This window comes from Pseudomonas sp. C9D1 (genome assembly GCF_056491235.1).
The window spans coordinates 1,330,873-1,355,172 of record NZ_JBSZIE010000002.1; the positions used below are offsets into that span (position 1 = coordinate 1,330,873).

Here is a 24,300-nt window from a genome sequence, read left to right on the forward strand (position 1 = left end):
GGCAGGACGCAGACTGGCACCATCAACCTGATGGAGCCCCGCCATGGACCCCTTGCGCACCATCGCCTGCCTGGCATTCGACGACGTGATGAGCCTGGACGTGACCGGCCCGCTGCAGGTGTTCGCCTCGGCCAACGTCGAGCGCCAGCGCCAGGGCCTGCCCGACGCCTACGGCATCCGCCTGATCGGCACCGAAGCCGGCGCGGTAAAGACCTCTGCCGGCTTCGCCCTGGTCGCCGAGGCCGCCTATCATGAGGTCGATCCCGCCTCCCTCGACACCCTGCTGGTGGCGGGCGGCATGGGCGTCGAGCGCATGTGCCGCAACCCACCGCTACTGGCCTGGCTGCGTGACGCCGAGCCCCAGGTGCGCCGGCTCGGCTCCATCTGCTCCGGAGCCCTGATCCTCGCCGCTGCCGGCCTGCTCGCCGGGCGCAGCGCCACCACCCACTGGTCCGACGTACCGGCCCTGGGTGGCTATTGCGATATCGACGTACAAGGTGACCGCCTGCACACCTACGACCCCGCCGGCCGCGATGGCGACCCCCATGTGTTCACTTCCGCCGGGGTCACCGCCGGCATCGATCTGGCCCTGGCGCTGGTGGAGGCCGACCTCGGCCGCACCATGGCGCTGGCGGTGGCGCGCCGGCTGGTGCTGTTCCTGCGCCGCCCCGGCGGCCAGGCGCAGTTCAGCGCCCTGCTCAATTGCGAGCCCAGCCGCACGCCGCGCCTCGCCGCCCTGCTGGAGTGGATACCCGGCAACCTCGGTGGCGATCTCTCGCTGGAGGCCCTGGCCAGCCAGGCCAGCATGGCGCCGCGCAGCCTGTCCCGGGTCTTCGTCCAGGAGCTGGGCATGGGCCCCGGCAAGTACATCGAACGGGTGCGCCTGGAGGCGGCCCGCGCGCTGCTGCAGGACGCCCAGGCCTCCATCGCCACCGTGGCCCGCCTCACCGGCTTCGGCCACCCGGAAAACCTGCGCCGCACCTTTCACAAACACCTGTCCATCAGCCCGCAGGAATACGCGGAACGCTTCGGACGCCCCAACCAAGCCTGAGGAAACCGCCATGCTCGAACTGCGCCCCAACTGCGAATGCTGCGACAAGGACCTGCCACCCGACTCCGCCGAGGCGATGATCTGCTCCTTCGAGTGCACCTTCTGCCGCGATTGCGTCGAAACCCACCTCGCCGGCCACTGCCCCAACTGCGCTGGCAAGCTGGTCGGGCGTCCCATTCGCCCTGTCGCCAAGCTCGCCGCCAACCCGCCGTCGAGCCAACGCATCCACAACCCTGCTGGCTGCGCCAAGCGCGCCTGAACCGGAAGACGACCATGCTCGAACTGGTGAAGAAATTCCGTGGCGACGCCGTCGCCCTGCCCCCACGCCCCGCCACGCGCCAGGTGTTCATCGCCTGGCTCGGCGGCGTCCTGGCCATTGCCAGCATCGCCGGCCTGGGCGACGCGCTGACCCTGAGCCTGCTGCTGGGCTCCTTCGGCGCCTCCTGCGTGCTGGTGTTCGGCTTCCCCGACGTGCCCTTCTCGCAGCCGCGCAACGTGGTCTTCGGCCACCTGCTGAGCACCTTCACCGGCCTGGCCTTCTTGCATTTCTGCGGCCCGCACTGGTGGGCCGTGGCCCTGGCGGTGGGCAGCGCCATCGCCCTGATGATGCTGACCCGCACCGTGCACCCGCCGGCCGGCTCCAACCCGGTGATCGTCTTCCTCCTGCAACCGGGCTGGGATTTCCTGCTCTACCCCACCCTCAGCGGCGCCCTGCTGCTGGTGCTGGTGGCGCTGATCTACAACAACGCGAGCCGCGAGGCCCGCTACCCCAAGTACTGGTAAGCCACCGAGGTCCCCATGCTGCTGCGCAACCCGAGCATCCGCCTGCTGTTCGCCGGCCAGGCCCTGTACTGGAGCTGTTCGATGATCGGCATCACCCTCACCTCGCTGGTGGGGCTGCAGCTGGCGCCGCTCAATGCCCTGGCCACCCTGCCGCTGGCGCTGCTGGTGCTGGGCAACCTGCTGGCGGTACAGCCGCTGTCGCTGTTCATGCAGCGCCACGGCCGCCGCCCCGGGTTGATGCTCGGCGCCGCCGCGGGCGTGCTGGGCGGCCTGCTCAGCGCCCTGGGCGTCTGGCTCGGCGACTTCACCCTGCTGTGCCTGGGCGCCCTGCCCATCGGCGCCTACCAGGCCTCGGCCATGTACTACCGCTTCGCCGCCCAAGAGGCCGTGGACGAGCAGCACAAGGGCCGCGCCACCGCCTATGTGGTGGGCGGCGGGGTTTGTGCGGCCTTGCTGGCGCCGAGCCTGGCGCTCTGGTCACGCAATGCCCTGGAAACGCCCTTCGTCGGTGCCTACCTGGCAATCGCCGGCCTCGCGCTGATCGCCCTGGTGCTGCTTCGCCTGCTGCGCGAAGGCCAGGCGCCGCGCCCACCCAAGGCCGGCTGGGCCGCCACCCGCGCCCTGCTGCAACGCCCCCTGGTGCGCGCCGCCATCGCCACCACCGCCATCGGCCACGGGCTGATGATCCTGGTCATGAACGCCACGCCCCTGGCCATGACTTTCTGCGGCCTGCCTCTGGAAGCCGGCTCCGAGGTGATCCGCTGGCACATGCTCGGCATGTTCCTCCCCGCCTTCGCCGCCGGCCCGCTGGTGGACCGTTTCGGCAGCCGCCGCGTGGCCCTGGTGGGCGCGGTGCTGTTGCTCCTGAGCGCCGGCATCGCCCTGGCCGGGCTGGGCATGGGGTACTTCCTGGTGAGTTCGTTCCTGCTGGGGCTGGGCTGGAACCTGATGCTGGTGGCCGGCACCACCCTGCTGGCGGAAGGGCACAACGCCGACGAACGCGGCCAGGCCCAGGCGCTGATGGAGCTGTGCAACAGCCTGGTGGCCGCCTGCGCCTCCTTCGCCTCCGGCGCGCTGATCACCGGCCTCGGCTGGGGTGCGGTGAACCTCGGCATGCTGCCGCTGGTGGCGGTCGTCCTGCTGGCGCTGTTCTCGGTACGCAGGAGCAAGGTCGCCCAGGCCGAAGCCACACCCTGATCGCCGCCCCGCATCGCGGCATGCCCCGTAGGAGCGAGCTCTGCTCGCGAAGCTCTACCCGCAACGATCGTAGGATGGGAAGAGCTCCGCGAATCCCATCGATTCGGTGTATCCCCGAACACCGGACAGCATGGGTTTCGCTGCGCTCTACGCCATCCTACGGTGCTTACCCCGCAGCAAAGACAGGGCGGGGGAAACCCGCGAGAGACCTGTGCGGATCGTAGGATGGGAAGAGCTCCGCGAATCCCATCGATTCGGTGCTTACCCCGCAGCAAAGTAGGGCGGGGGAAACCCGCCAGAGACCTGTGCGGATCGTAGGATGGGAAGAGCTGCGCGAACCCCATCGATTCGGTGCATTCCCGAACACCGGGCAGCATGGGTTTCGCTGCGCTCTACGCCATCCTACGGTGCATGGCGCGCGGCAAAGATGTGCCCGCGATAAGCCCTGAATGACCGTAGCCCGGGCTTCAGCCCGGGAAATCACAGGCACAAAAAAGGCAGCCCGAGGGCTGCCTTCTTCTTGCCGCTGCACGCCTCAGTAATAGGCGTTTTCGCGGTTGCTGTGGTCGGTGACGTCACGCACGCCCTTCAGCTCGGGGATGCGCTCGAGCAGGGTGCGCTCGACGCCGTCCTTGAGGGTCAGGTCGACCTGGCCGCAGCCCTGGCAGCCGCCGCCGAACTGCAGCACGGCGATGCCCTCCTCGACCACGTCCACCAGGCTCACCTGGCCGCCGTGGCTGGCGAGGCCGGGGTTGATCTCGGTCTGCAGGTAGTAGTTGATGCGTTCGTTCAGCGGGCTGTCTTCATTGACCATCGGCACCTTGGCGTTCGGCGCCTTGATGGTCAGCTGGCCGCCCATGCGGTCGGTGGCGTAGTCGACCACGGCGTCGTCGAGGAAGGGCTCGCTGACGGCGTCGATCCAGGCGGTGAAGGAAGCCAGGGCCAGCGGGGTGTCCTCGGCTTTCTGCTCACCCGGCTTGCAGTAGGCGATGCAGGTCTCGGCGTACTGGGTGCCCGGCTGGGTGATGAATACACGGATGCCGATACCGCTGGTGTTCTGCTTCGACAGCAGGTCAGCCAGGTAATCTTCGGCTGCCTGGGTAATGGTGATGGCGCTCATGGCAACTCCTCGCAAACATGGGGCGCAGTGTACGCCAATCAGGTCCTACGGATAAAGTCCTAGTGTTTTGGTAGGAATTATTCGCGACAACTTCTCAGAGGTTCTGATAGCGGTTCATGTCCAGCACGCCCGCCTCCACCGGCTCGGTTTCGCGGATGTAGGCCGAGAGGTCGTGGAAGTAGTGCCAGAACTGCGGGTGGCTGCGGCGGATGCCCCAACGCTCCACCACCTTGTCGAAGGCCGCCGTGTCCTTGACCTGGCCCAGGGCGCTGACGAACTCCGGCACCTCCTCGGCGCGCAGGTTGAACATGAAGTTCGGGTAGCTGGTGAGCACGCCGGGGTAGATGGTCAGGGTGTCCAGCCCCGGCTGGTAGCGCAGTTCCTCGCCCATCATGAAGGCCACGTTGCTGTGGGCGCGGTTGCGCAGCACGCTGTAGACCTCGCGACGCCCGTCGGCGAGTTCGACGCGCAGCAGCGTCGCTTCCGGCAACTGGTCGATTACCTTGAGCCCCGCCGCCGGCCGGCTGACCAGCTGGCTCAAGGCCTGCTCGGCCTGCTGCAGCGCCGGGTCGATCCCCGGGCGGTAGCAGTTGCCGGTGGTGCAGCGGTTGATCGGGTCCGGCCGCGCATTGAGGTCGGCGTAGCGCTTGAGCAGCTGCGCGGCGAAGGAGCCCTTGGCGCGCTCCACCGGGAGGAACAGCCCGGTGGGCGTGTCGTCGTCGATGTCCTCGTAGTCCAGCCACATCTTCAGCTTGCCGCTGTTCTGGTACCAGTCGTCGAGGATCGCGGTGCGCGACTCGGCCGGCATCAGGCGCAGGAAGTTGACCTCGGCACCATTGCGGATCAGGTCGAAGTACAGCCGCGTCTGCGCCTGGTGGGAGACGTTGCCATACACGTCGAAGTTGACCACCAACTGGTAGTAGGTGCGCTCGAACAGCGGGTAGTCCAGCAGCCACATCGTCTGCGGCACCTCGCCGATCAGGCCCTTGCGCACGAAGGCACTGTCGAACTGGCGGTAGATGGACAGCAGCGCGTTGTCGTTGCCGGTCCAGATATCCGCCCAGGTGGGCACCGCGGCTTCAGCATAGGCGTCCCGACGCAGCTCCTCGTAGGCGTTGCGCTTGTCGCGGTAGCTGTGCCACAGGCTCAGCAGCCCGCCGATCTCGTCGAACTGCCCGGGCATCGCCAGCAGCGGCGTCGCCTCGCCGCGGTAGGCGGCATCGGTGACGTAGAGGTCGTGTTGCGGGTCCTGGAACAGCGCCCAGAAGTTATCGCGGATCACGTCCGTGGCGATCTGCCCCCGGCACACCGGCCCGCGGATGAAGGTACGCACGAAGTACTCGGCGTTATCCAGCATGAACTGGTAGCGCGCCTGGGCCGGGATGGCCTCGAAGGTTTCGAAGGGGTTGGCCCGACGCTGGGCGCCATAGCCCGGCACCTTGTCGGTGCTCCAGTCGCTGCCGAAGAACAGTTCGTTGACCCGTGCCAGCTTGGCGTCGTCCAGCGGGTAGGTGATGTGCGTCTTGTGCACGATCACGCCCTGGATGGGCCACAGCCGGTAGTAGAAATCGGTGCCCGGGTCATCGTTGGGACGACGCGTGGCGATGGGGTCGATGGGCTTGCCGCTGGGCGTACGCGAACGCACCAGCTGGAAGAAATGCCCGCTCTTGCCGCCATCGAAATACAGATGGGCGAGGAACAGGTGCTCGAACAACCAGCGCCCCACCAGCACCTCGCGGGCGCCCCGGGCGTTGAGCAGGGTCTCCCACTCGGCCACCTGGCGCGCCTCGTCCGGCGTGGGCGTCGGCGCGACCTCTTCAACCGGTGCGCCGGCCGCCAGCCAGCGCTGCAGGGTCTGGTACTGCTGGTCGTCCAGCCCGGTCACGGCGAAGGGCATGCCGGCGTGGGCGAACGTCTTCGCGTAGCCGTCGAACTCCCCCGGCGCCGGGCACTGGTTCTCGCGGTTGATGCTGATGTCCAGGTCCGCCGGCAGCTTGGCATTGGGCACAAGCGGCGTGCTGTGGCCCAGCTCCAGCATGCGCGCCATCAGGGCAGCCTGGGAGGCCTGGCCGTGCAGTACGGAATAGAAGTCCTTCTGCCGCCAGGCCGCTTCGCCACGGGCGTCGAAGTACAGCCGGGTGGTGGGTTGGGCCTGGGTGCGGGTGCCGTCGTAGACCGGCTTCTTGGTCGCCCCGCGCGTGGCCCCCTCGGCGCTGCCCAGGTTGAGCTGGCACGGCGAGTCGTAGCAGGCGTGGCAGGCCACGCACTTCTCGGTGAAGATCGGCTGGATGTCGCGGCTATAGGAAATATCCTCGGCCTGCGCCGCAGCGCCCAGGAACAGGAAGGCGGCGGCGAACAACGCGCGATACGGCATGAAGCATTTTCCTTGGCGAACGGACCGGCGGATTCTACCGGCATCCGCGCTGCGCTGCAGCGCACCGGTAGCCAAGGTGGTAGCGATGGGCTGCGCCCTCGCGGCGCAGCGCCATCGCCCAGCTAGCCGCAGCGGCTCAGCTGTAGGTCAGGCCCAGGCCGGCGGCGATGCGCTCCAGGGTGGCCTTTTCTTCCTTGCTGATCTTGCTGCCGAAGCCGAGGAAGCCGCCGGAGGCCGAGGCCACCGTCTTGCCCAGGCCCAGCAACGCCTGCTTGAACGCCTGCGCCTCCTCCGCCGATACCTTGGTCTCGACGATCAGGCGGATGCGCAGCAGTTCCTGGGCGTGATTGAACGGCGTGGTCAGCAGTTCGGTCAGCAGCTGCGGCACATCGGTGATGACGTTGGTGATGATGCGCGAGTACAGCTCGCCACCTTCCTTGGCCGAATCCCCCAGCTGCTTGACGAAGGCCTGGGCCTCCTTGTTGTCGAGCTTGCCATCGGCGGCGGCCACCAGCAGGAACACCATGAAGGGCGCGCGGCGCAGGGCCTGGAACTCCTCGGCGGTGAAATTGGTGTTCTCCTGGCCGTGGAAGCCGGAGCTTTCGCCCGCCTGATCGACGAAGTTGCTGTTCCACACCTCCAGGGCTTCCTCGTTGTTCTCCAGGCCATCGAAGAAGGCAGCGGCCAGCTCCTGGAGTTCGTCGTTGGAGAAGCCCGCGCCAGCCGAGGCCTTCGGCTTGTGCACGGCGAAGCCGGCTTGGTGGCCGGCGTTGCGATAGGGCAGCAGCCACTGGAAATGGCGCTGCTTGTCCGAAGCGAAGCGGATGTCGACGATCAGGCAGTCGGTCTTGCCGGTGGGCAGGGTGACCAGGCCGTCGCGGATGAACACGGCGCCCAGCTTGTCTGCGGCCAGGTTGGTGATGCGCGCATCGCCCTGCTGCATGGCCTCCACCGAGCTGTCCATCAACAGCCGTTCCATGCTGGTCTGCTGGTCCGTGCCCAGGTAGCCGACGATGGGAATCAGCATCTCGCCGGTGGCGACGCCCTGTACTGCATGACCGGCCCAGTAGCCGGCCATTTCCATCACTTTCTTCGCCTGTTCCATCGAACTGCTTCCTTGTATGTGCTCAGTCTTGCGTGCGGTAGTGGGTATTCGGGTGGCGTGTCTTTCGCCTCTTGGTGGGCCTTGCCCTGCTGCACTAGCGAGGTGCCAGCATCAATCTGCAACAGCCGCGCCTGCCTGTGAAGAGCGGCAGCCGGCTTTCGTGACCCAGATCGACAATCCGAGGCACTCGCCGCTCCACCGCCCGTCCGCCAGGGCCTGCCGAGCGTTGCAGACGTGAACGCCGTCATCTCTCACGGCGAGCCGCCGGCGTATCCTGCCGCCACGCCAGACCGCCAGGGATGATGTCGGCGCAGCTACAGGGACCGTTCTCGGGGTCGCCGTCCGGCGCTCCCCCTCCTGAACTGCAGCCGAACGCCGCCCGGCCGGCCCCCGCCATGCCACAGGAGACCCTGACCATGAAACCCCTCGCCGGCGCCCTTGCCGCCCTGACCCTCAGCGCCTGTGCCCAGGCGTCCGATTGCGGCTTCGCGCCGCTGAAACTGGTGGCGAGCCCCGAGGCGCCCACCACCTTCGTCGGCGACGGCCAGCACCTGCAGGTGCGCTTCGTCAACGAGAACCCGGACATCGCCGAGCCCGACTCCTTCCCCGAGCCGCCGGTGGTGCTGCTGGACAAGGCCAGCGGCAAGAGCTGCAACATCGAGGATGGCGGCATCTGGGCCCGCGACCCGCTGTACCTCAGCCACGACGAGAAGCGCCTGGTGACCTACGAGTTCAGCGGCTCCAACGGCGAGCTGGTGGCCTACGACACCGCCACCTGCAAGGTGCTGCACCGCCAGGACATCACCGGCAAGCGCGCGTCCATCGAGGGCGAAGAGCTGGTGCTGGGCGCCGACTGCGACGACACCGGCAACTGCAAGACCCACGCAAAGCAACCCGTACAGCCTTTCTGCAAACCCTGATAGGGATGAGTCAATGAGCCTCGACACCTGCATCGTCAACGCCGCCACCGCGGCCTGGGACCAGAGCTTCATCGCCGGTACCCTGAACAAGAACAACTGCTCCGGCTTCCTCCAGTCGGTGGCTGCCACCCTCGGCGTACCGATTCCCAGCGGCAACGCCGACGCCATCATGGGCGGCCTGCCCCAGGCCACCGGCTGGAAGGAACTGGCCAGCGGTGACGAAGCCGCGCAGAAGGCCTCCCAGGGTTACTTCGTGATCGCCGGCATCAAGGGCAGCGACCACAACCCGGCGCGCAACAACGGCCACGTCGCCGTGGTCATCGGCGGCACCCTGTACCGTGGCAAGTACCCCCGCGTCTGGTGCGGCAGCATCGCCGGCTCGGTCGGCCAGAGCCAGGGCCTGCGCTCGGTCGGCGAGGTGTGGAACCGCACCGACCGCGACCTGGTGAAGTACTTCGTCTACGCCACGGCCAGCTGCCGCGGCTGATCCCCCCGCGCCGTGGATGACCCTCCCTCATCCACGGCCGCGTTCCCCGTTCTCCCCCGCCACGCCTGCATCCCCGCGCACCGGGCCCGCCAGGGCTGTCGCGACCTTTCGCCGCAACCAACATGAGCCATTTTCATGCGCCAGCCGGTGGGCGGTCGATCCCCTTCATCTTTGCTATGCTTCGCACCCTTTCCGCCCAGCTAGTCAGGTCCTCCATGTCCAGCCCGCTCACCGATCGCAGCGCTCGCCTGCACGCCCTCCACCAAGCCCTCAAGGAACGCATCCTGATCCTCGATGGCGGCATGGGCACCATGATCCAGAGCTACAAGCTGCAAGAGGAGGATTACCGCGGCGCGCGCTTCGCCGACTGGCCGAGCGACGTCAAGGGCAACAACGACCTGCTGCTGCTGTCGCGCCCGGACGTGATCCAGGCCATCGAGAAGGCCTACCTCGACGCCGGTGCCGACATCCTCGAGACCAACACCTTCAACGCCACCCAGGTGTCCCAGGCCGACTACGGCATGGAATCCCTGGTGTACGAGCTGAACGTCGAGGGCGCACGCCTGGCCCGTGAAGTGGCCGACGCCAAGACCCTGGAAACCCCGGACCGCCCGCGCTTCGTCGCCGGCGTCCTCGGCCCGACCAGCCGCACCTGCTCCATCTCCCCCGACGTCAACGACCCGGGCTACCGCAACGTCACCTTCGACGAGCTGGTGGAGAACTACACCGAGGCCACCAAGGGCCTGATGGAAGGCGGCGCCGACCTCATCCTGATCGAAACCATCTTCGACACCCTCAACGCCAAGGCGGCGATCTTCGCCGTGCAGGGCGTGTTCGAGGAGCTGGGCGTCGAGCTGCCGATCATGATCTCCGGCACCATCACCGACGCCTCCGGCCGCACCCTCTCGGGCCAGACCACCGAAGCCTTCTGGAACTCGGTGAGCCACGCCAAGCCGATCTCCGTGGGCCTGAACTGCGCCCTCGGCGCCAAGGAACTGCGCCCCTACCTCGCCGAACTGGCGGGCAAGGCCGGCACCCACGTCTCCGCGCACCCCAACGCCGGCCTGCCCAACGCCTTCGGCGAGTACGACGAGACCCCGGCGGAAATGGCCGTGGTGGTCGAGGAGTTCGCCGCCAGTGGCTTCCTCAACATCATCGGCGGCTGCTGCGGCACTACCCCGGGGCACATCGAGGCCATCGCCAAGGCCGTGGCCAAGCACCCGCCGCGCGTGGTCCCGGAGATTCCCAAGGCCTGCCGTCTGTCGGGCCTGGAGCCCTTCACCATCGACCGCAGCTCGCTGTTCGTGAACGTCGGTGAACGCACCAACATCACCGGCTCCGCCAAGTTCGCCCGCCTGATCCGCGAGGAGAACTACACCGAGGCCCTGGAAGTCGCCCTGCAGCAGGTGGAAGCCGGCGCCCAGGTCATCGACATCAACATGGACGAGGGCATGCTCGACTCCAAGGCGGCGATGGTGCGTTTCCTCAACCTCATCGCCGGCGAGCCGGACATCTCCCGCGTGCCGATCATGATCGACTCCTCCAAGTGGGAGGTGATCGAGGCCGGCCTGAAGTGCATCCAGGGCAAGGGCATCGTCAACTCCATCTCGATGAAGGAAGGCGTCGAGCAGTTCAAGCACCACGCCAAGCTGTGCAAGCGCTACGGCGCCGCGGTGGTGGTGATGGCCTTCGACGAGGTCGGCCAGGCCGACACCCAGGCGCGCAAGGAAGAGATCTGCCAGCGCAGCTACGACATCCTGGTCAACGAAGTGGGTTTCCCGCCGGAAGACATCATCTTCGACCCGAACATCTTCGCCGTCGCCACCGGCATCGAGGAACACAACAACTACGCGGTCGACTTCATCAACGCCTGCGCCTACATCCGTGACAACCTGCCCCACGCGCTTTCCTCGGGCGGCGTGTCCAACGTGTCGTTCTCCTTCCGCGGCAACAACCCGGTGCGCGAGGCGATCCACTCGGTGTTCCTCTACTACGCCATCCAGAACGGCCTCACCATGGGCATCGTCAACGCCGGCCAGCTGGAGATCTACGACGAGATCCCGAAAGAGCTGCGCGACGCCGTGGAAGATGTGGTGCTCAACCGCAACGCCAACGCCACCGAAGCCCTGCTGGCCATCGCCGACAAGTACCGGGGCGACGGCGCGGTCAAGGAAGTGGAGAACGAGGAATGGCGCTCGCTGCCCGTGGACAAGCGCCTGGAACACGCGCTGGTCAAGGGCATCACCGCCTTCATCGTCGAAGACACCGAGGAGTGCCGCCAGCAGTGCGCGCGCCCCATAGAAGTGATCGAAGGCCCGCTGATGTCCGGCATGAACGTGGTCGGTGACCTGTTCGGCTCCGGCAAGATGTTCCTGCCCCAGGTGGTGAAATCCGCCCGGGTGATGAAGCAGGCCGTGGCCCACCTGATCCCCTTCATCGAAGAGGAAAAGGGCGACAAGCCGGAAGCCAAGGGCAAGATCCTCATGGCCACCGTAAAAGGCGACGTCCACGACATCGGCAAGAACATCGTCGGCGTGGTGCTCGGCTGCAACGGCTACGACATCGTCGACCTCGGCGTGATGGTGCCGGCGGAGAAGATCCTGCAGACCGCCATCGCCGAAAAGTGCGACATCATCGGCCTCTCCGGCCTGATCACCCCCTCCCTCGACGAGATGGTCCACGTCGCCCGCGAAATGCAGCGCCAGGGCTTCGAGCTGCCGCTGATGATCGGTGGCGCCACCACCTCCAAGGCCCACACCGCGGTGAAGATCGACCCGCAGTACAGCAACGACGCCGTGGTCTACGTCACCGACGCCTCGCGCGCCGTGGGCGTGGCCACCCAGCTGCTGTCCAAGGAACTCAAGGCGGGCTTCGTCGAACGCACCCGCGCCGACTACGTCGAAGTCCGCGAGCGCACCGCCAACCGCGCCGCCCGCACCGAGCGCCTGGCCTACGCCGACGCCCTGGCCAACAAGCCGGCCTTCGACTGGGCCGGCTACCGCGCGCCCAAGCCGAGCTTCACCGGCGTGCGCGTGCTGGAAGACATCGACCTCGCGGTGCTGGCCGAGTACATCGACTGGACGCCCTTCTTCATCTCCTGGGACCTGGCCGGCAAGTACCCGCGCATCCTCACCGACGAAGTCGTGGGCGAAGCCGCCACCGCGCTGTTCGCCGACGCCCAGGCGATGCTGAAGAAGCTCATCGACGAGAAGCTGATCAAGGCCCGTGCGGTGTTCGGTTTCTGGCCGGCCAACCAGGTCAACCACGACGACATCGAAGTGCGTGACGACCAGGGCAAGCCGCTGGCCACCCTGCACCACCTGCGCCAGCAGACCATCAAGCCCGACAGCAAGCCCAACCTGTGCCTGGCCGACTTCGTCGCGCCCAAGGAAAGCGGCGTGGTCGACTACGTCGGCGGCTTCATCACCACCGCCGGCATCGGCGCCGAGGAAGTGGCCAAGGCCTATGAGGCCAAGGGCGACGACTACAACTCGATCATGGTCAAGGCCCTGGCCGACCGCCTGGCCGAGGCCTGCGCCGAATGGCTGCACGAGCGCGTGCGCAAGGAACACTGGGGCTACGCCGCCGACGAGCACCTGGACAACGAGGCGCTGATCAAGGAGCAGTACAACGGCATCCGCCCCGCTCCCGGCTACCCGGCCTGCCCGGACCACACCGAGAAGGCCACCCTGTTCAACCTGCTGGACCCGAGCGCCAGCTTCGACAAGCCCGGCGTCAGCGGCGTGTTCCTCACCGAGCACTTCGCCATGTTCCCGGCGGCGGCCGTCAGCGGCTGGTACTTCGCCCACCCCGAGGCGCAGTACTTCGCGGTCGGAAAGATCGAACGCGACCAGGTGGAGAGCTACAGCAAGCGCAAGGGCCAGGACCAGGCCGTGAGCGAACGCTGGCTGGCGCCGAACCTCGGCTACGACTACTGATCGTCGTCATTAAGGCAGGCGAATGGATGGTGGAAAATGTCACCATCCAAAAGCAAGGAGCACGATATGAATGCACGGCAGCATGTAAGTGTTATTGGCAGCGGTTTCTGCGGCACAGCGCTGGCCATCCAACTGCTACGCCGCGCCAACGGCCCCCTCCACATCCAACTGATCAATCGCTCTGGCCGTCTGGCTCGCGGGCTCGCATACGGCACACGCTCCAGCAGCCACCTGCTGAACGTTCCAGCCGGCCGTATGAGCCTCTTTGCAGAGCACCCGGAAGACTTCTTGGAGTTCGTGCAAACGAAACTCCCAGACACCAATGGAGGCGACTTCGTAACTCGCAATCTGTATGGCGACTATCTGGAGCAACGGCTGGCCGAAGCAGTAGCGGGACGTGGGAATCAGACGTCCTTCGAGATTATCGAGGAACAGGTTGTCGACCTCACCGCTACAAACAGCAAAGTCATATTAGACCTCGCAGATGGGCGCCAGCTGGAAGCCTCTCAGGTGGTCATTGCAACGGGCAACTTCACACCCACTGTGCCCAGCTCTCTATTGAGCATTGCTGATGATCCTCGCTTCATCCGGGATCCATGGACAGCCGGTGCATTCGACTCCATAGAGCAAGACGCACGCGTACTCATGGTGGGTTCTGGTCTCACCATGTTTGACGTCGCACTTTCTCTCCAGGACCAAAACCACACTGGGCCTATGCTGGCTTTATCCAGAAGAGCACTGCTACCGCAGCCCCACCGTCAGAACATCGACCCTCCCACTCTGCCAGTGGTGCCCGAATCGCTGACCAAACAAACACGTATCCGAGATCTGCTCGTGGGCGTCAGGCAGCTAATCAAGGACGCACAGGAGGACGGCTTCGACTGGCGTGACATCATCGCGGCACTTCGCCCAGTGACTCCATCGATCTGGCAACATCTGGGTGATACGGAGCGCCAGCGCTTCCTTCGCCATCTCCGCCCCTATTGGGATGTACACCGCCATAGGGCAGCTCCCTGGATAGCAACACGTATGGAACAATTGCTGCAGTGCCATCAACTTGAAATCCGGGCAAGCAGGATCAGAGCTGCAACACCCACGCAACAGGGGCTTCGCCTGGATGTTCAGTCCAGAAGCCAGGATCAACAAACTCATGAGCTTTTCGACTACGTGATCAACTGTACAGGACCGTGCAGTGACGTATTGCAGCTTGATGATCCCCTCCTCAATAACCTTCACACCCGAAAAGATGTGATTCGTGATCAAGCAGGACTAGGGTTGGAAACTACGTCGGACTATCGACTGATCGGCCAATTCGCCCGCCCTCACGATCGCTTGTTCCTGCTGAGCCCAATGCTCAAGGCTTCTCACTGGGAAGCGATTGCAGTACCTGAACTACGACAGCATGCAGCCAATCTTGCGGCACAACTGCTGAAAGCCTGAACGACACATCCACTCTGCATTTTATGTAGCTGTGGACGTGCCCCACAGGCCCTCTTTGATAACCCTCCCAGCCTTATCTAGAAAAGCCGGTACTTGCCGATAGCTTCATAGGCGCCCCAACTTGTCAGGCACTCAGATTGCATGCTGAGCGAGCAGTCCTGAAAGTCGCGCGATCTCACCTCTGGACTGGGAATCGAGGAGTACCGAATGTCTCTGCTGCCTGACCGCATTTCCAGCCGCCTGACCCTGGGCGCGATCTTCCTCCTGTTGCTCACCGCCCTCGCCGTGTTCGCCATCATGGTGTTCCGTGGCCAGCCCCGGGTGGTGGCGGAAAGTAACGCCCTGATCGAGCAGACCGGCAGCGCCATCGTCCGCCAGCTCGGCCTCAAGCTCGCCGGCATCGAGGGCCTGGCGGTGAGCATGGCGCACCTGGCCGAGGTGCTGCCCCGGGAAGAGGCACAGTACCGCGACAACTACCCCAACCTGATCGACAACAACGGCGATGCGGCCATCGCCGGCGGCGGCATCTGGCCGGAACCGGGCGCCTTCACCGAAGGCGTCGACCGCCGCAGCTTCTTCTGGGCACGCGGTGCCAGCGGTGCGCTGGAATACTCCGACGACTACAACAAGCCCGAAGGCCCCGGTTACCACAACGACGCCTGGTACACCGGCGCGCGCAGCGCCAGCGGCAATGCCTGCACCTGGTCCGAGGCCTACCAGGACCCGGTCAGCAAGGTGCCCATGGTCACCTGCAGCGTGCCCTACAAGCTGCAGGGCCGCTTCGCCGGGGTCAGCACCATCGACCTGCGCCTCGACGACCTGGCCGCCTTCCTCAAGGACCAGGGCAAGGTCACCGGCGGCTATGCCTTCGCCCTCGACCCGGCCGGCAACATCCTGTTCTTCCCCCTGCCGGGCAGCGGCGCCGAAGCCAGCATGCAGAAGTTCGACGACCTCGCCGCCCGTGAAGCCTGGCTGCAGCCGCTGGCGGAGGCCCGGCGCAAACTCGGCGCCAGCGGCACCGCCAGCGTGGCGCTGGACGACGACGCCCTGCTGGGCGAAGCCAGCCAGACCAACCTCTTCGTGATGCCGCAAACCCGCTGGACCATCGGCCTGGTCACCCCTCAGACGCGGGTCACCGGCCTGGCGCGCGCGCTCACCTACGAGTTGCTGGCGTTCCTCCTGCCGCTGCTGGGCCTGCTGCTGTTCTTCGTCTGGCTGGCCGGGCGCAAGGTGCTGGAGCAGCTCGGCGAAACCACCGCGCAGATCAACGCCCTCGGCAGCGGCCAGGGCCAGGGCGGCGCGCTGACCATCCTCCGCGACGACGAGATCGGCGGCCTGCGCCGTTCGGTCAACCAGTACGCCGGGCGCCTGCAGGGCATGCTCCAGGTGATCGCCGAGGAATCCCGCCGCTTGCAGGAAGAAGCCGGCAGCCTCGGCCGCCTCAGTGGCGCCCTGCTCCACCGCGCCGAGCAGCAACGCCAGGAAAACACCCAGCTGGCGGCGGCCATCACCGAGATGTCCTCCAGTGCCAACGAGGTGGCGCAGAACACCAACGACTGCGCCGACACCGCCCAGCGCTCCCAGGGCGTGGTCAGCGAAGGCCAGCAGAAGGTCAGTTCCAACAGCCGCTCCATCCAGGCGCTGTCCAGCGAAATGGCCGCCGCCGCCGCGGTGATCGCACGCCTGGAGCAAGACAGCCAGCAAGTGGGCGCCGTGCTCGACGTGATCAAGGCCATCTCCGAGCAGACCAACCTGCTGGCCCTCAACGCCGCCATCGAGGCCGCCCGTGCCGGCGAGCAGGGCCGTGGCTTCGCCGTGGTCGCCGACGAGGTGCGCTCCCTGGCAGCCAAGACGCAGAGCTCGGCCAACGAGATCAGCACCATGATCGCCAGCCTGCAGCAGGCCTCGCGCCAGGCGGTGCAGGCCATGCAGGCCGGCGAGGCACGCACCCGCCATGCGGTGGAGGAAGCCGAAGGCGCAGCCACCGCGCTGTCGACCACGGTGCAGAGCTTCGACGACATCTCCCAGCGCGCCCAGCAGATAGCCGTCGCCGCCCAGGAGCAGAGCCACGTGACCCAGGAGATCAACGAACTGGCGGTGCGCATCCACTCGGTGAGCGAGGAAAACGCCCGCGATGCGGTGGACCTGGACGCCCTCGGCCAGGCCATGCAGCAGTCGGCGGCGCGCCTGGCGGAGCTCAGCCGTGGCGGGCGCTGAGGCCCTGCCAGCGGCGGGCGCGCGATGGTAGGATTCGCGCCCCATGCGCATCCAAGACCTGCACGACCGCCTTGCCGCCCTCGGCGCCAAACCCATCCACCGTGGGCGGGTGATCCGCGCCTGGCTGCAGGGCAAGCCCCTCGATGCCTGCACCCTGCGCCAGCAAGCCCAGGACTTCCTGCCCATCAGCGTGCGTGAAGGCCTGCCGGCCCTGGCCGAGGAGCTGGACAACCTCGCGCGGCTGCGCTCCGAGCATCCGGCCGCCGACGGCTCGGCACGGCTGCTGGTGGGCCTGGCCGACGGCCAGATGGTCGAAAGCGTGCTGCTGCCCCGCGACGGCCTGTGCGTCTCCAGCCAGGTCGGCTGCGCCGTGGGTTGCGTGTTCTGCATGACCGGCAAGAGCGGCCTGCTGCGCCAGGTCGGCAGCCTGGAGATCGTCGCCCAGGTGGCCCTGGCGCGGCGCTACCGCAAGGTGAAGAAAGTGGTGTTCATGGGCATGGGCGAGCCGGCCCACAACCTCGACAACGTGCTGGAGGCCATCGACCTGCTGGGCACCGACGGCGGCATCGGCCACAAGAACCTGGTGTTCTCCACCGTGGGCGACCCGCGCGTCTTCGAGCGCCTGCCCCAGCAGCGGGTCAAGCCGGCCCTGGCACTGTCGCTGCACAGCAGCCGTGCCGAGTTGCGCGAACAACTGCTGCCCAAGGCGCCGCGCATCAGCCCCGAAGAGCTGGTGGAGCTGGGCGAAGCCTATGCCCGCACCACGGACTACCCCATCCAGTACCAGTGGACGCTGCTCGCCGGCATCAACGACAGCCTGGAGGAAGCCGACGGCATCCTGCGCCTGCTCAAGGGCAAGTTCGCGGTGATGAACCTCATCCCCTACAACAGCCTGGAAGCGGACGATTACCAGCGCCCGGACGGTGATCGCATCATCGAGCTGGTGCGCTACCTGCACAGCCGTGGCGTGCTGACCAAGGTGCGCAATTCCGCCGGCCAGGACATCGATGGCGGCTGTGGCCAGTTGCGCGCCCGCGCCGAGAAGGTCAACACCCGCCTGCTGCATCCCGTGCATTGATCCGGGCAGCCTGCCGGGGGCGAGCTAAGCTTGTGCCCCACGGAGGTGCACCATGGACGACAGCAACATCGACGACGACAACCAACGCCCCCTGACCTTCCGCGAGATGCTCCACAGCGTCGCGGCGGCCGCCTTCGGCGTGCAGAGCGGCAAGAACCGCTCGCGGGACTTCAGCCGTGGCAAGCCCAGCCACTTCATCATCCTCGGCGTGCTCTTCACCCTGGTGTTCGCGCTGACGCTGTTCGGCGTGGTCAAGCTGGTGCTGCACTTCGCCGGGCTGTAGTGCGCGTCAATCCAGCAGCGGAGACAGGGAAAAGCGGTAGCCGGAGAAGTCCGGGTGCCCACGCGCACCGAAATCGCGGAACCTGACGCCGTAGCCCGGCTGTTGGAGGTGCTTCAGCAACTGCCGAGCCTGTCGCGCATCCAGCCGGGTGAACAACCGCGCGCGCTGATCCGCGCCGCCGAAACGGGCAAAATCCTGCCCAGCGTCGTAATCCGCCAGCATCACCAGTGCCCAGCCACCCAAGGTGAAGTGCCCGCCCACCAGCACATCCACGCGCCCGTCGATACGCGCCTGCAGCACCTCGGGAGAGTTGTTCAGCGCGGAGAAATGCAAGCGACCACGCACCTGCGCGCCCAACTCATCGGCAGCCTGCATGGCGCCGAAGGCCATCGCGTCATTGGCCGCCCATACCAGGCTGACCCTCGGATAGCGTGGTAGCAGTTGGCGGGCCTGCTCTAGAGCCCGGCCACGGTCCCACTCGGCATACACGAGCTGGCGCAGCCTGACATCCGGGTTGGCTGCCAGCACCCGCTGCAGCCCCGCCTCCCGGACGCGGGCAGCGGGCGTCTGCTTCACGCCGGAGAACGCCAGCATCTCGATCCCGCCCTGTGGCTGCACACGGCGCTGCTGGCGGATCAGCTCCTCGGCCATCAGCGCCCCGGCCTCCTCGTCATTGGGCACCAGGCTGCCGATCCAGTTGCCATAGCGCTCGCGCGGGCCGCCGGCCAGGCCGCGCTGCTCATCCGTCAAGGTGCTATTGACGATGAACAAGCGCACCCCGCTGCCCTGCCCCAGCCGGAGAATCTCCGGTGCAACGTACTGCTCGTTGACGAATACCAGGTAGTCGGGGCGCTGCGCCTCGGGCCCCATAAGCGCTGCGCGGGCCTGACCCAGCATGCGCGCGTTGTCACGCTCGGCGAACTCGATGCGCAATTCCATACCCAGGTCATCGGCAGCCGCGCGCATGAATTCTGCGTAGCTGCGCCAGAACGGCTCGTCGCTACGACCGGGGTTGAGAAACACAACGGAGGCGGCCTGCGCCAGGTCACAACAGAACAGCCCCATGCACAAGGCCAGGGAGCGTGGAAAGGACATCAAGGAAAACCTTTTCGTCGAATGCGCTGCAGTATACCCGCGCCACACCCCGCCGCCTCGCTTGCTCCTGCTACTGGTGGCTGACCCAAAACACCGCCGTGGCGACCACGATCAGGATGAGGCAGAAAATCGCGACGGCATCGATGCCGCTGTCCGAGCTGGAGTTTTCGGTGTGATCGTTCATGGCATCCCCTTGTTGTGGTTATGGGTGCTACGCCCACGAGTTAAGACCAGGACCGGCAACCTCTCAAGCCGACGCGATGGCCCTCTCCCCCGCCCGGTAACCCCGTGCAACGGAAAAACATGAGCCAGGCAGCAGAAACAGGCATTGACGAGGCGATAGCGGGGGTCGCGCCCGGCCCGGATGAATTACCATCGGCCATCGCACCGCCAAGGACAGGTTCATCATGTTGCAGAAGTTGCTGGAAAAAATCGGCCTCTCCACCCCCGCTACCCCCTTCACCAAGCATGTCGCCGAAAGCCTCGAGGTGCTCGACATCCTCGTCCCGGGCCTGGCGACCCGCGCCGCCAGCTACGTGCTCAGCGGCCGTGACGAGACGGTGCTGCTCGACCTGGGCAAGCTCAACGGCGAAGAGGCCGTGGTGCTGCTCGACCAGCCGGCCACCATGGGCTGGTGGCACCCCTCGGGCAACGTGCGCAACGACGCGCAAAAGCACAAGAAGCGCATCAACGCCGCCGCCAACGCCCGCGCCCGCCTCTATATAGTCACCCCGGAAACCGACCCGCTGGCCCTCGCCCGCTTCGGCAAGGTGCTCGCGGCCGCCTGCCAGGGCGCCAACCTGGTGCGCACCGCCAAGGTGCCCGACTGGTTCATCTACCTGGTGGTGGATGCCCTGCACACCACGGTGAAGAACCTCGGCAACAAGCACGGCGAGGACATGCGCAAGCACTGGAACTTCGCCCTGCTGACACGCCTGCTGGCGGTGGACGAACTGCCGGCGGACGACGCCCTGCTGCTGGTCCTCGACCGTCGCGACCTCAACGATTACCACTGGCGTGAAATCGCCCCCCTGCTCGCCCTCCCCGGCACCAGCGACTACCTGCTGCAGCACCCGGAGAGCACCCGCGCCCTGCCCGGCCAATTGTCGGCGGGCGGCTGCCTGACCCTGGTAGAGCTGCTCGGTAACCATCGCCCCCTGGCCGATGCCTTTGCCGACGTGCTGGTACGCCTGGCGGTGAGCGCGGCCAAGAGCGTGCGCAGCGCCGCCGCGCCGCACGTCGAGGCGCTGCCGCTGGAGGTCAAGCTCAGCCATCTGCAACACCTGCTGGAAACCGGCGCCAACAGCGAGCGCGCCCAGGCCGCCGACATGCTCGCCCGCAGCGGCGAGGAAGCCCGCGCCCTGCTCCAGGCACGCCTGGAGGTGGAAAGCTCCAAGCCCGTGCAGCAGGCCCTGAGCAATGCCCTGGCGCGCCTGGACAGCCAGACCCGCGCCCAGCAGGAGGAACTACTGCCCGAGGCCAGCGACTTCGAGCGCTGCGCCGAGGTCCAGCTCGGCGATGCGGTGCTGGAGCTGCTGCGCCAGAACCTCGTGGAGCTGCTGGAGGAAAGCCGCATCTCCGCCGAGGAGGAGGTCCGCCAGAACCTCGAACACAAGCGCAAGTGGGACTGGCAGCAGAAGACCTACAAGTCGCTGCAGGCGCTGGGCGAGTCGGACCTGCGCAACGCCCTGGAGCGCCTCAACGGCGCGGCGCGCGGCAAGTTCCCGAACGGCATGGACCTGGTGCTGCACTACAAGGGGCGCCTGGCCGCCAACGCCGACGTCAACCTGCTGCACATCCTCCGCTCCCCGGCCAACCGCCATTTCAACTGGTACCAGGTTTCCCAGTGGCTCAAGGGCGACGCCCTGCAGCGCCTGGACCTGCGCACCCTGGAAGACGCCCTGCAACGCAGCGGCCACGACGACCCGGCGCGGGCCACCGCAGACATCTGCTTCGGCTGGAACTCGCCCATCGGGCAGATCGCCCCGGAGCGCGTCTGGCCCTTCTTCGCCGCGCACCCCGAGTTCATCGAAGAGGCCTTCGGCCTGCGCCCCGCTCCGGGCCGCTACAGCTACAGCGTGGCCACCACGCTGACCCTGCTGGAGCAGTTCCCCAGCCTGCCGGCGCGCTTCGTCCCCGTGCTGCTCGAACTGGCCCTGGGCAGCAGCAAGACCAACCGCGCCGAAGCCCAGCAACTGCTGGAGACCCTGCCGGACATCGGCGACCGCGCCGTGGAAGCCCTGGCCTCGAGCAAGCAGGAGATCCGCACCCTGGCCGCCGAATGGCTGCAGCGCCTGGGCTACCACGCGGCGATTCCCGCGCTGAAGGCGACCCTGGCCAAGGAAAAACGCGAGACCGTCCGCGCCGCCCTGCTCACCACCCTGGAAAGCCTCGGCGAAGACATCTCCGGCCACCTGGCTCCGGACGTGCTGCTGGCCGAGGCGCACAAAGGCCTGCAGGCCAAGCCGCCGGCCAGCCTCGCCTGGCTCGACCTGGACCACCTGCCCGCCTGCCAATGGCTCGACGGCACGCCGGTGGAACCGGCCATCCTGCGCTGGTGGGTGATCCTCGCCTGCAAGCTCAAGGAGCCGGCCGGCAACGGCCTGCTCAACCTCTACCTGGAGCGCCTGGCCCCCGCCAGCCGCAACTCCCTGGGCAAGAGCCTGCTGCTGGGCTTCATCGCCCAGGACACCCGCAACCCCAGCCTGGAGGAAGCCATCGCCTACGCCCAGGCCAACGTCGCGCGGCAGATGCAGAACTACCAATCCTGGGCGAAGTACTCCCCCGAATACGCCGACATCACCCAGGAACAGGCCTTCGAATCGCTGAAGCGCGAGCACCTGGCCAACTACCTGGGCAGCGCCATCGCCGACAAGGGCATCCTCGCCCTCACCTGGCACACCACCGCCCACGAGCAGGTGAGCCTGATCCAGGCCTACATGCGCGACCACTACCCGCGTCGCTCGCAGATCGAAGCCATGATCAGCGCCGCCGCCAACAGCAACGAGCCCCTGGTCATCCAGCTGCTGCTGTCCATCGCCCGCCGCCACCGCACCGCCTCGGTACAGACCCGGGCCCGCGAGCTGGTGGAGCAGATCGCCCAGCGCAACGGCTGGAGCGCCGACGAGCTGGCCGACCGCACCATCCCCAGCGCCGGCTTCGACGAGAGCGGCCTGCTCACCCTGCACTACGGCGAGCGCCTGTTCACCGCTCGCCTGGACGCCGCGCTCAAGCTGGAGCTGTGCAACCCCGACGGCAAGGTGGTCAAGGCCCTGCCGGAACCGCGCAAGAGCGACGACCCGGCGCTGATCAAGGAAGCCAAGTCGCAGTTATCCACCAGCAAGAAGGAACTCAAGCAGGTGATCGACCTGCAAAGCCAGCGCCTCTACGAAGCCATGTGCGCGGCGCGTCTATGGCCGGTGGGCGAATGGCGCGAGTACCTGCAGCAGCACCCGATCATGCGGCACCTGCTGCAGCGCCTGGTCTGGGCGGAAGTCGGTGCCGACGGCGCCACCCGCCTGTTCCGCCCCACCGAGGACGGCAGCCTGATCGACCTCGACGACGACGAAGTGGAACTGGCCGACGATAGCCGCATCCGCCTCGCCCACGCCGCACTGGTGGACGGCGAAACGGCCAAGGGCTGGGTGCGCCACTTCAAGGACTACAAGGTCAAGCCGCTGTTCGCGCAGATGTCGCGCCAGCTGCCGGAGATCGCCCCCGAAGCCGCCGCCGACCCGGCCAGCGACAACAGCATCGGCGACCGCCTGGGCTGGCTCAGCGACACCTTCACCCTGCGCGGCGTGCTGACCAAGCTCGGCTATCAGCGCGCCGCTGCCGAAGACGGCGGCTTCTTCGACCACTACTTCAAGGAATTCACCAGCCTGGGCCTGCGCGTGAGCATCGGCTTCACCGGCAACTGCCTGCCGGAGGAGAACGTCCCCGCCGCGTTGACCCGCCTCGCCTTCGAGAAGATCGGCCGCCGCTGGTCCAGCGGCGACAACCTGCCGCTGGCCGATATCCCGCCGGTGCTGCTGGCCGAAACCTATGCCGACTACCGCGCCGCCGCCGATGCCTGCGTCGGCTTCGATCCCCAGTGGGAGAAGAAGACCCCATGGTAAGCACCGTTCTCCGCCAGGCCTCGGAACAGCATTTCGCCGAGGAACTGCAACGCCTGACCCAGGCCGACCAGCAGGCCGGCGCCGACCTGCCGCCCGGCTGGCTGCGCTCGCCGCGCTCGGTGCGGCGCTTCATCCTCGGTGACGAGGCGCTCGGCGTCAGCCGCAAGTTCTATGGCGACGACGCCCTGGTGGACCGCGCCATCGTCACCCTGCTCGGCCGCCAGGGCCTGATGCTGGTGGGCGAGCCGGGCACGGCCAAGTCGATGCTCTCCGAGCTGCTCGCCGCCGCCATCAGCGGTGACTCGATGCTCACCATCCAGGGCACCGCCGGTACCACCGAAGACCACATCAAGTACTCCTGGAACTACGCCCTGCTGCTGGCCGAAGGGCCGACCCAGCGCGCCCTGGTGGGCTCGCCGCTGTACCAGGGCATGAGCCAGGGCAAGCTGGTGCGCTTCGAGGAGATCACCCGCTGCCCGCCGGAAATCCAGGACGTACTGATTTCCCTGCTCTCGGAAAAGCAGATGATGATCCCCGAGCTGGGCGAAACCGGGCAGCTGCACGCCCGCCCCGGCTTCAACCTGATCGCCACCGCCAACCTGCGTGACCGCGGCGTGCACGAGATGTCCGCCGCCCTCAAGCGCCGCTTCAACTTCGAGACCGTGCGCCCCATCGCCGACAGCGAATTCGAGGTGGAACTGGTGATGCGCCAGCTGCTCCGCGAGCTGGGCGACGAAGCCGGCAAGGTGACGATCGAGCGCGACGTCATCGGCCTGCTGGTCACCGTGTTCCAGGAGCTGCGTGGCGGCGCCACCCGCGAAGGCACCGCGATCAAGGCTCCGGACGCGGTCATGTCCACCGCCGAGGCGGTCAGCGTCGCCTATGCCGCCGCCCTGGAAGCCCGCTACCTCGGCGACGGCCGCCTGACCCCGGCCGAGCTGGCTCGCCAGCTGCTGGGCGTGGTGTTCAAGGACAATCGCGACGACGCCAAGCGCCTGCGCCACTACCTGGACAGCGTGGTGCGCGAGCGTGCCCGCCGCGACGACCGCTGGAAGCACTTCTTCGACGCCAGCAAGGGCCTGTGGGACTGACCC

General features: G+C 66.9%; 17 protein-coding genes and 1 pseudogene. 14 read left to right on the forward strand and 4 right to left on the reverse strand.

Annotated elements, in window-relative coordinates:
- Window positions 1-43: 43 nt before the first annotated feature.
- From ACXI0U_RS14375 to ACXI0U_RS14390, 4 genes are read left to right on the forward strand one after another with little or no spacing between them, the layout of a single operon-like run.
- Complete coding sequence (locus ACXI0U_RS14375) at window positions 44-1,051, forward strand: GlxA family transcriptional regulator (protein WP_374981644.1); 1,008 nt, start codon at window positions 44-46, stop codon at window positions 1,049-1,051.
- A gap of 10 nt (window positions 1,052-1,061) precedes the next feature.
- On the forward strand, window positions 1,062-1,310 hold the full coding sequence (locus ACXI0U_RS14380; protein WP_479550447.1) for a DUF1272 domain-containing protein: 249 nt from the start codon (window positions 1,062-1,064) through the stop codon (window positions 1,308-1,310).
- Window positions 1,311-1,324: 14 nt separating this feature from the next.
- The gene (locus ACXI0U_RS14385) at window positions 1,325-1,834 is read left to right on the forward strand and encodes an HPP family protein (protein ID WP_021217998.1); all 510 of its coding nucleotides are present in this window, start codon (window positions 1,325-1,327) and stop codon (window positions 1,832-1,834) included.
- 15 nt (window positions 1,835-1,849) lie between these two features.
- The gene (locus ACXI0U_RS14390) at window positions 1,850-3,031 is read left to right on the forward strand and encodes an MFS transporter (RefSeq protein ID WP_431482311.1); all 1,182 of its coding nucleotides are present in this window, start codon (window positions 1,850-1,852) and stop codon (window positions 3,029-3,031) included.
- Between the two features lie 535 nt (window positions 3,032-3,566).
- Here ACXI0U_RS14390 and nfuA read toward each other — a convergent pair.
- The 3 genes from nfuA to ACXI0U_RS14405 form a co-directional block, all read right to left on the reverse strand.
- Window positions 3,567-4,151: a Fe-S biogenesis protein NfuA gene (gene nfuA / locus ACXI0U_RS14395; RefSeq protein ID WP_423500191.1), complete on the reverse strand. Its 585-nt coding sequence runs from the start codon at window positions 4,149-4,151 to the stop codon at window positions 3,567-3,569.
- Between the two features lie 94 nt (window positions 4,152-4,245).
- Complete coding sequence (locus ACXI0U_RS14400; RefSeq protein ID WP_479550448.1) at window positions 4,246-6,525, reverse strand: fatty acid cis/trans isomerase; 2,280 nt, start codon at window positions 6,523-6,525, stop codon at window positions 4,246-4,248.
- Window positions 6,526-6,661: 136 nt separating this feature from the next.
- Complete coding sequence (locus tag ACXI0U_RS14405) at window positions 6,662-7,630, reverse strand: hypothetical protein (protein WP_479550449.1); 969 nt, start codon at window positions 7,628-7,630, stop codon at window positions 6,662-6,664.
- A 416-nt stretch (window positions 7,631-8,046) separates the two neighbouring features.
- Here ACXI0U_RS14405 and ACXI0U_RS14410 point away from each other — a divergent pair, with 416 nt between their 5' ends.
- The 8 genes and pseudogenes from ACXI0U_RS14410 to ACXI0U_RS14445 all read left to right on the forward strand — a co-directional run bounded on the left by ACXI0U_RS14410 (window position 8,047) and on the right by ACXI0U_RS14445 (window position 17,993).
- Window positions 8,047-8,550 (forward strand): hypothetical protein, encoded by a 504-nt coding sequence (locus ACXI0U_RS14410; protein WP_021216803.1) that lies wholly within the window; start codon window positions 8,047-8,049, stop codon window positions 8,548-8,550.
- Between the two features lie 13 nt (window positions 8,551-8,563).
- Complete coding sequence (locus ACXI0U_RS14415; RefSeq protein ID WP_021216804.1) at window positions 8,564-9,037, forward strand: hypothetical protein; 474 nt, start codon at window positions 8,564-8,566, stop codon at window positions 9,035-9,037.
- Between the two features lie 215 nt (window positions 9,038-9,252).
- Window positions 9,253-12,975, forward strand: a complete 3,723-nt coding sequence (gene metH, locus ACXI0U_RS14420; protein WP_479550450.1) for a methionine synthase — start codon at window positions 9,253-9,255, stop codon at window positions 12,973-12,975.
- Window positions 12,976-13,041: 66 nt separating this feature from the next.
- Window positions 13,042-14,415, forward strand: coding sequence for an FAD/NAD(P)-binding protein (locus ACXI0U_RS14425; RefSeq protein ID WP_431482315.1), 1,374 nt, complete (start codon window positions 13,042-13,044; stop codon window positions 14,413-14,415).
- Between the two features lie 420 nt (window positions 14,416-14,835).
- Window positions 14,836-15,228, forward strand: a pseudogene (locus tag ACXI0U_RS14430) (cache domain-containing protein); the annotation flags it as partial.
- A 120-nt stretch (window positions 15,229-15,348) separates the two neighbouring features.
- Window positions 15,349-16,632, forward strand: a complete 1,284-nt coding sequence (locus tag ACXI0U_RS14435; protein WP_431483510.1) for a methyl-accepting chemotaxis protein — start codon at window positions 15,349-15,351, stop codon at window positions 16,630-16,632.
- 43 nt (window positions 16,633-16,675) lie between these two features.
- Window positions 16,676-17,710: an RNA methyltransferase gene (locus tag ACXI0U_RS14440; protein ID WP_374981649.1), complete on the forward strand. Its 1,035-nt coding sequence runs from the start codon at window positions 16,676-16,678 to the stop codon at window positions 17,708-17,710.
- Between the two features lie 52 nt (window positions 17,711-17,762).
- Complete coding sequence (locus ACXI0U_RS14445) at window positions 17,763-17,993, forward strand: DUF2970 domain-containing protein (protein WP_431482316.1); 231 nt, start codon at window positions 17,763-17,765, stop codon at window positions 17,991-17,993.
- Between the two features lie 6 nt (window positions 17,994-17,999).
- Here ACXI0U_RS14445 and ACXI0U_RS14450 read toward each other — a convergent pair whose 3' ends face one another.
- A complete protein-coding gene (locus ACXI0U_RS14450) occupies window positions 18,000-19,088 on the reverse strand; it encodes an ABC transporter substrate-binding protein (protein ID WP_431482317.1) in 1,089 nt (362 codons plus the stop codon).
- A gap of 407 nt (window positions 19,089-19,495) precedes the next feature.
- Between ACXI0U_RS14450 and ACXI0U_RS14455 the strand changes: the two genes are divergently transcribed.
- Window positions 19,496-23,206, forward strand: coding sequence for a DUF4132 domain-containing protein (locus ACXI0U_RS14455; RefSeq protein ID WP_479550451.1), 3,711 nt, complete (start codon window positions 19,496-19,498; stop codon window positions 23,204-23,206).
- Window positions 23,200-24,297, forward strand: a complete 1,098-nt coding sequence (locus ACXI0U_RS14460; protein WP_479550452.1) for an AAA family ATPase — start codon at window positions 23,200-23,202, stop codon at window positions 24,295-24,297. The genes ACXI0U_RS14455 and ACXI0U_RS14460 overlap by 7 nt, the downstream gene beginning before the upstream one ends.
- Window positions 24,298-24,300: the final 3 nt, after the last annotated feature.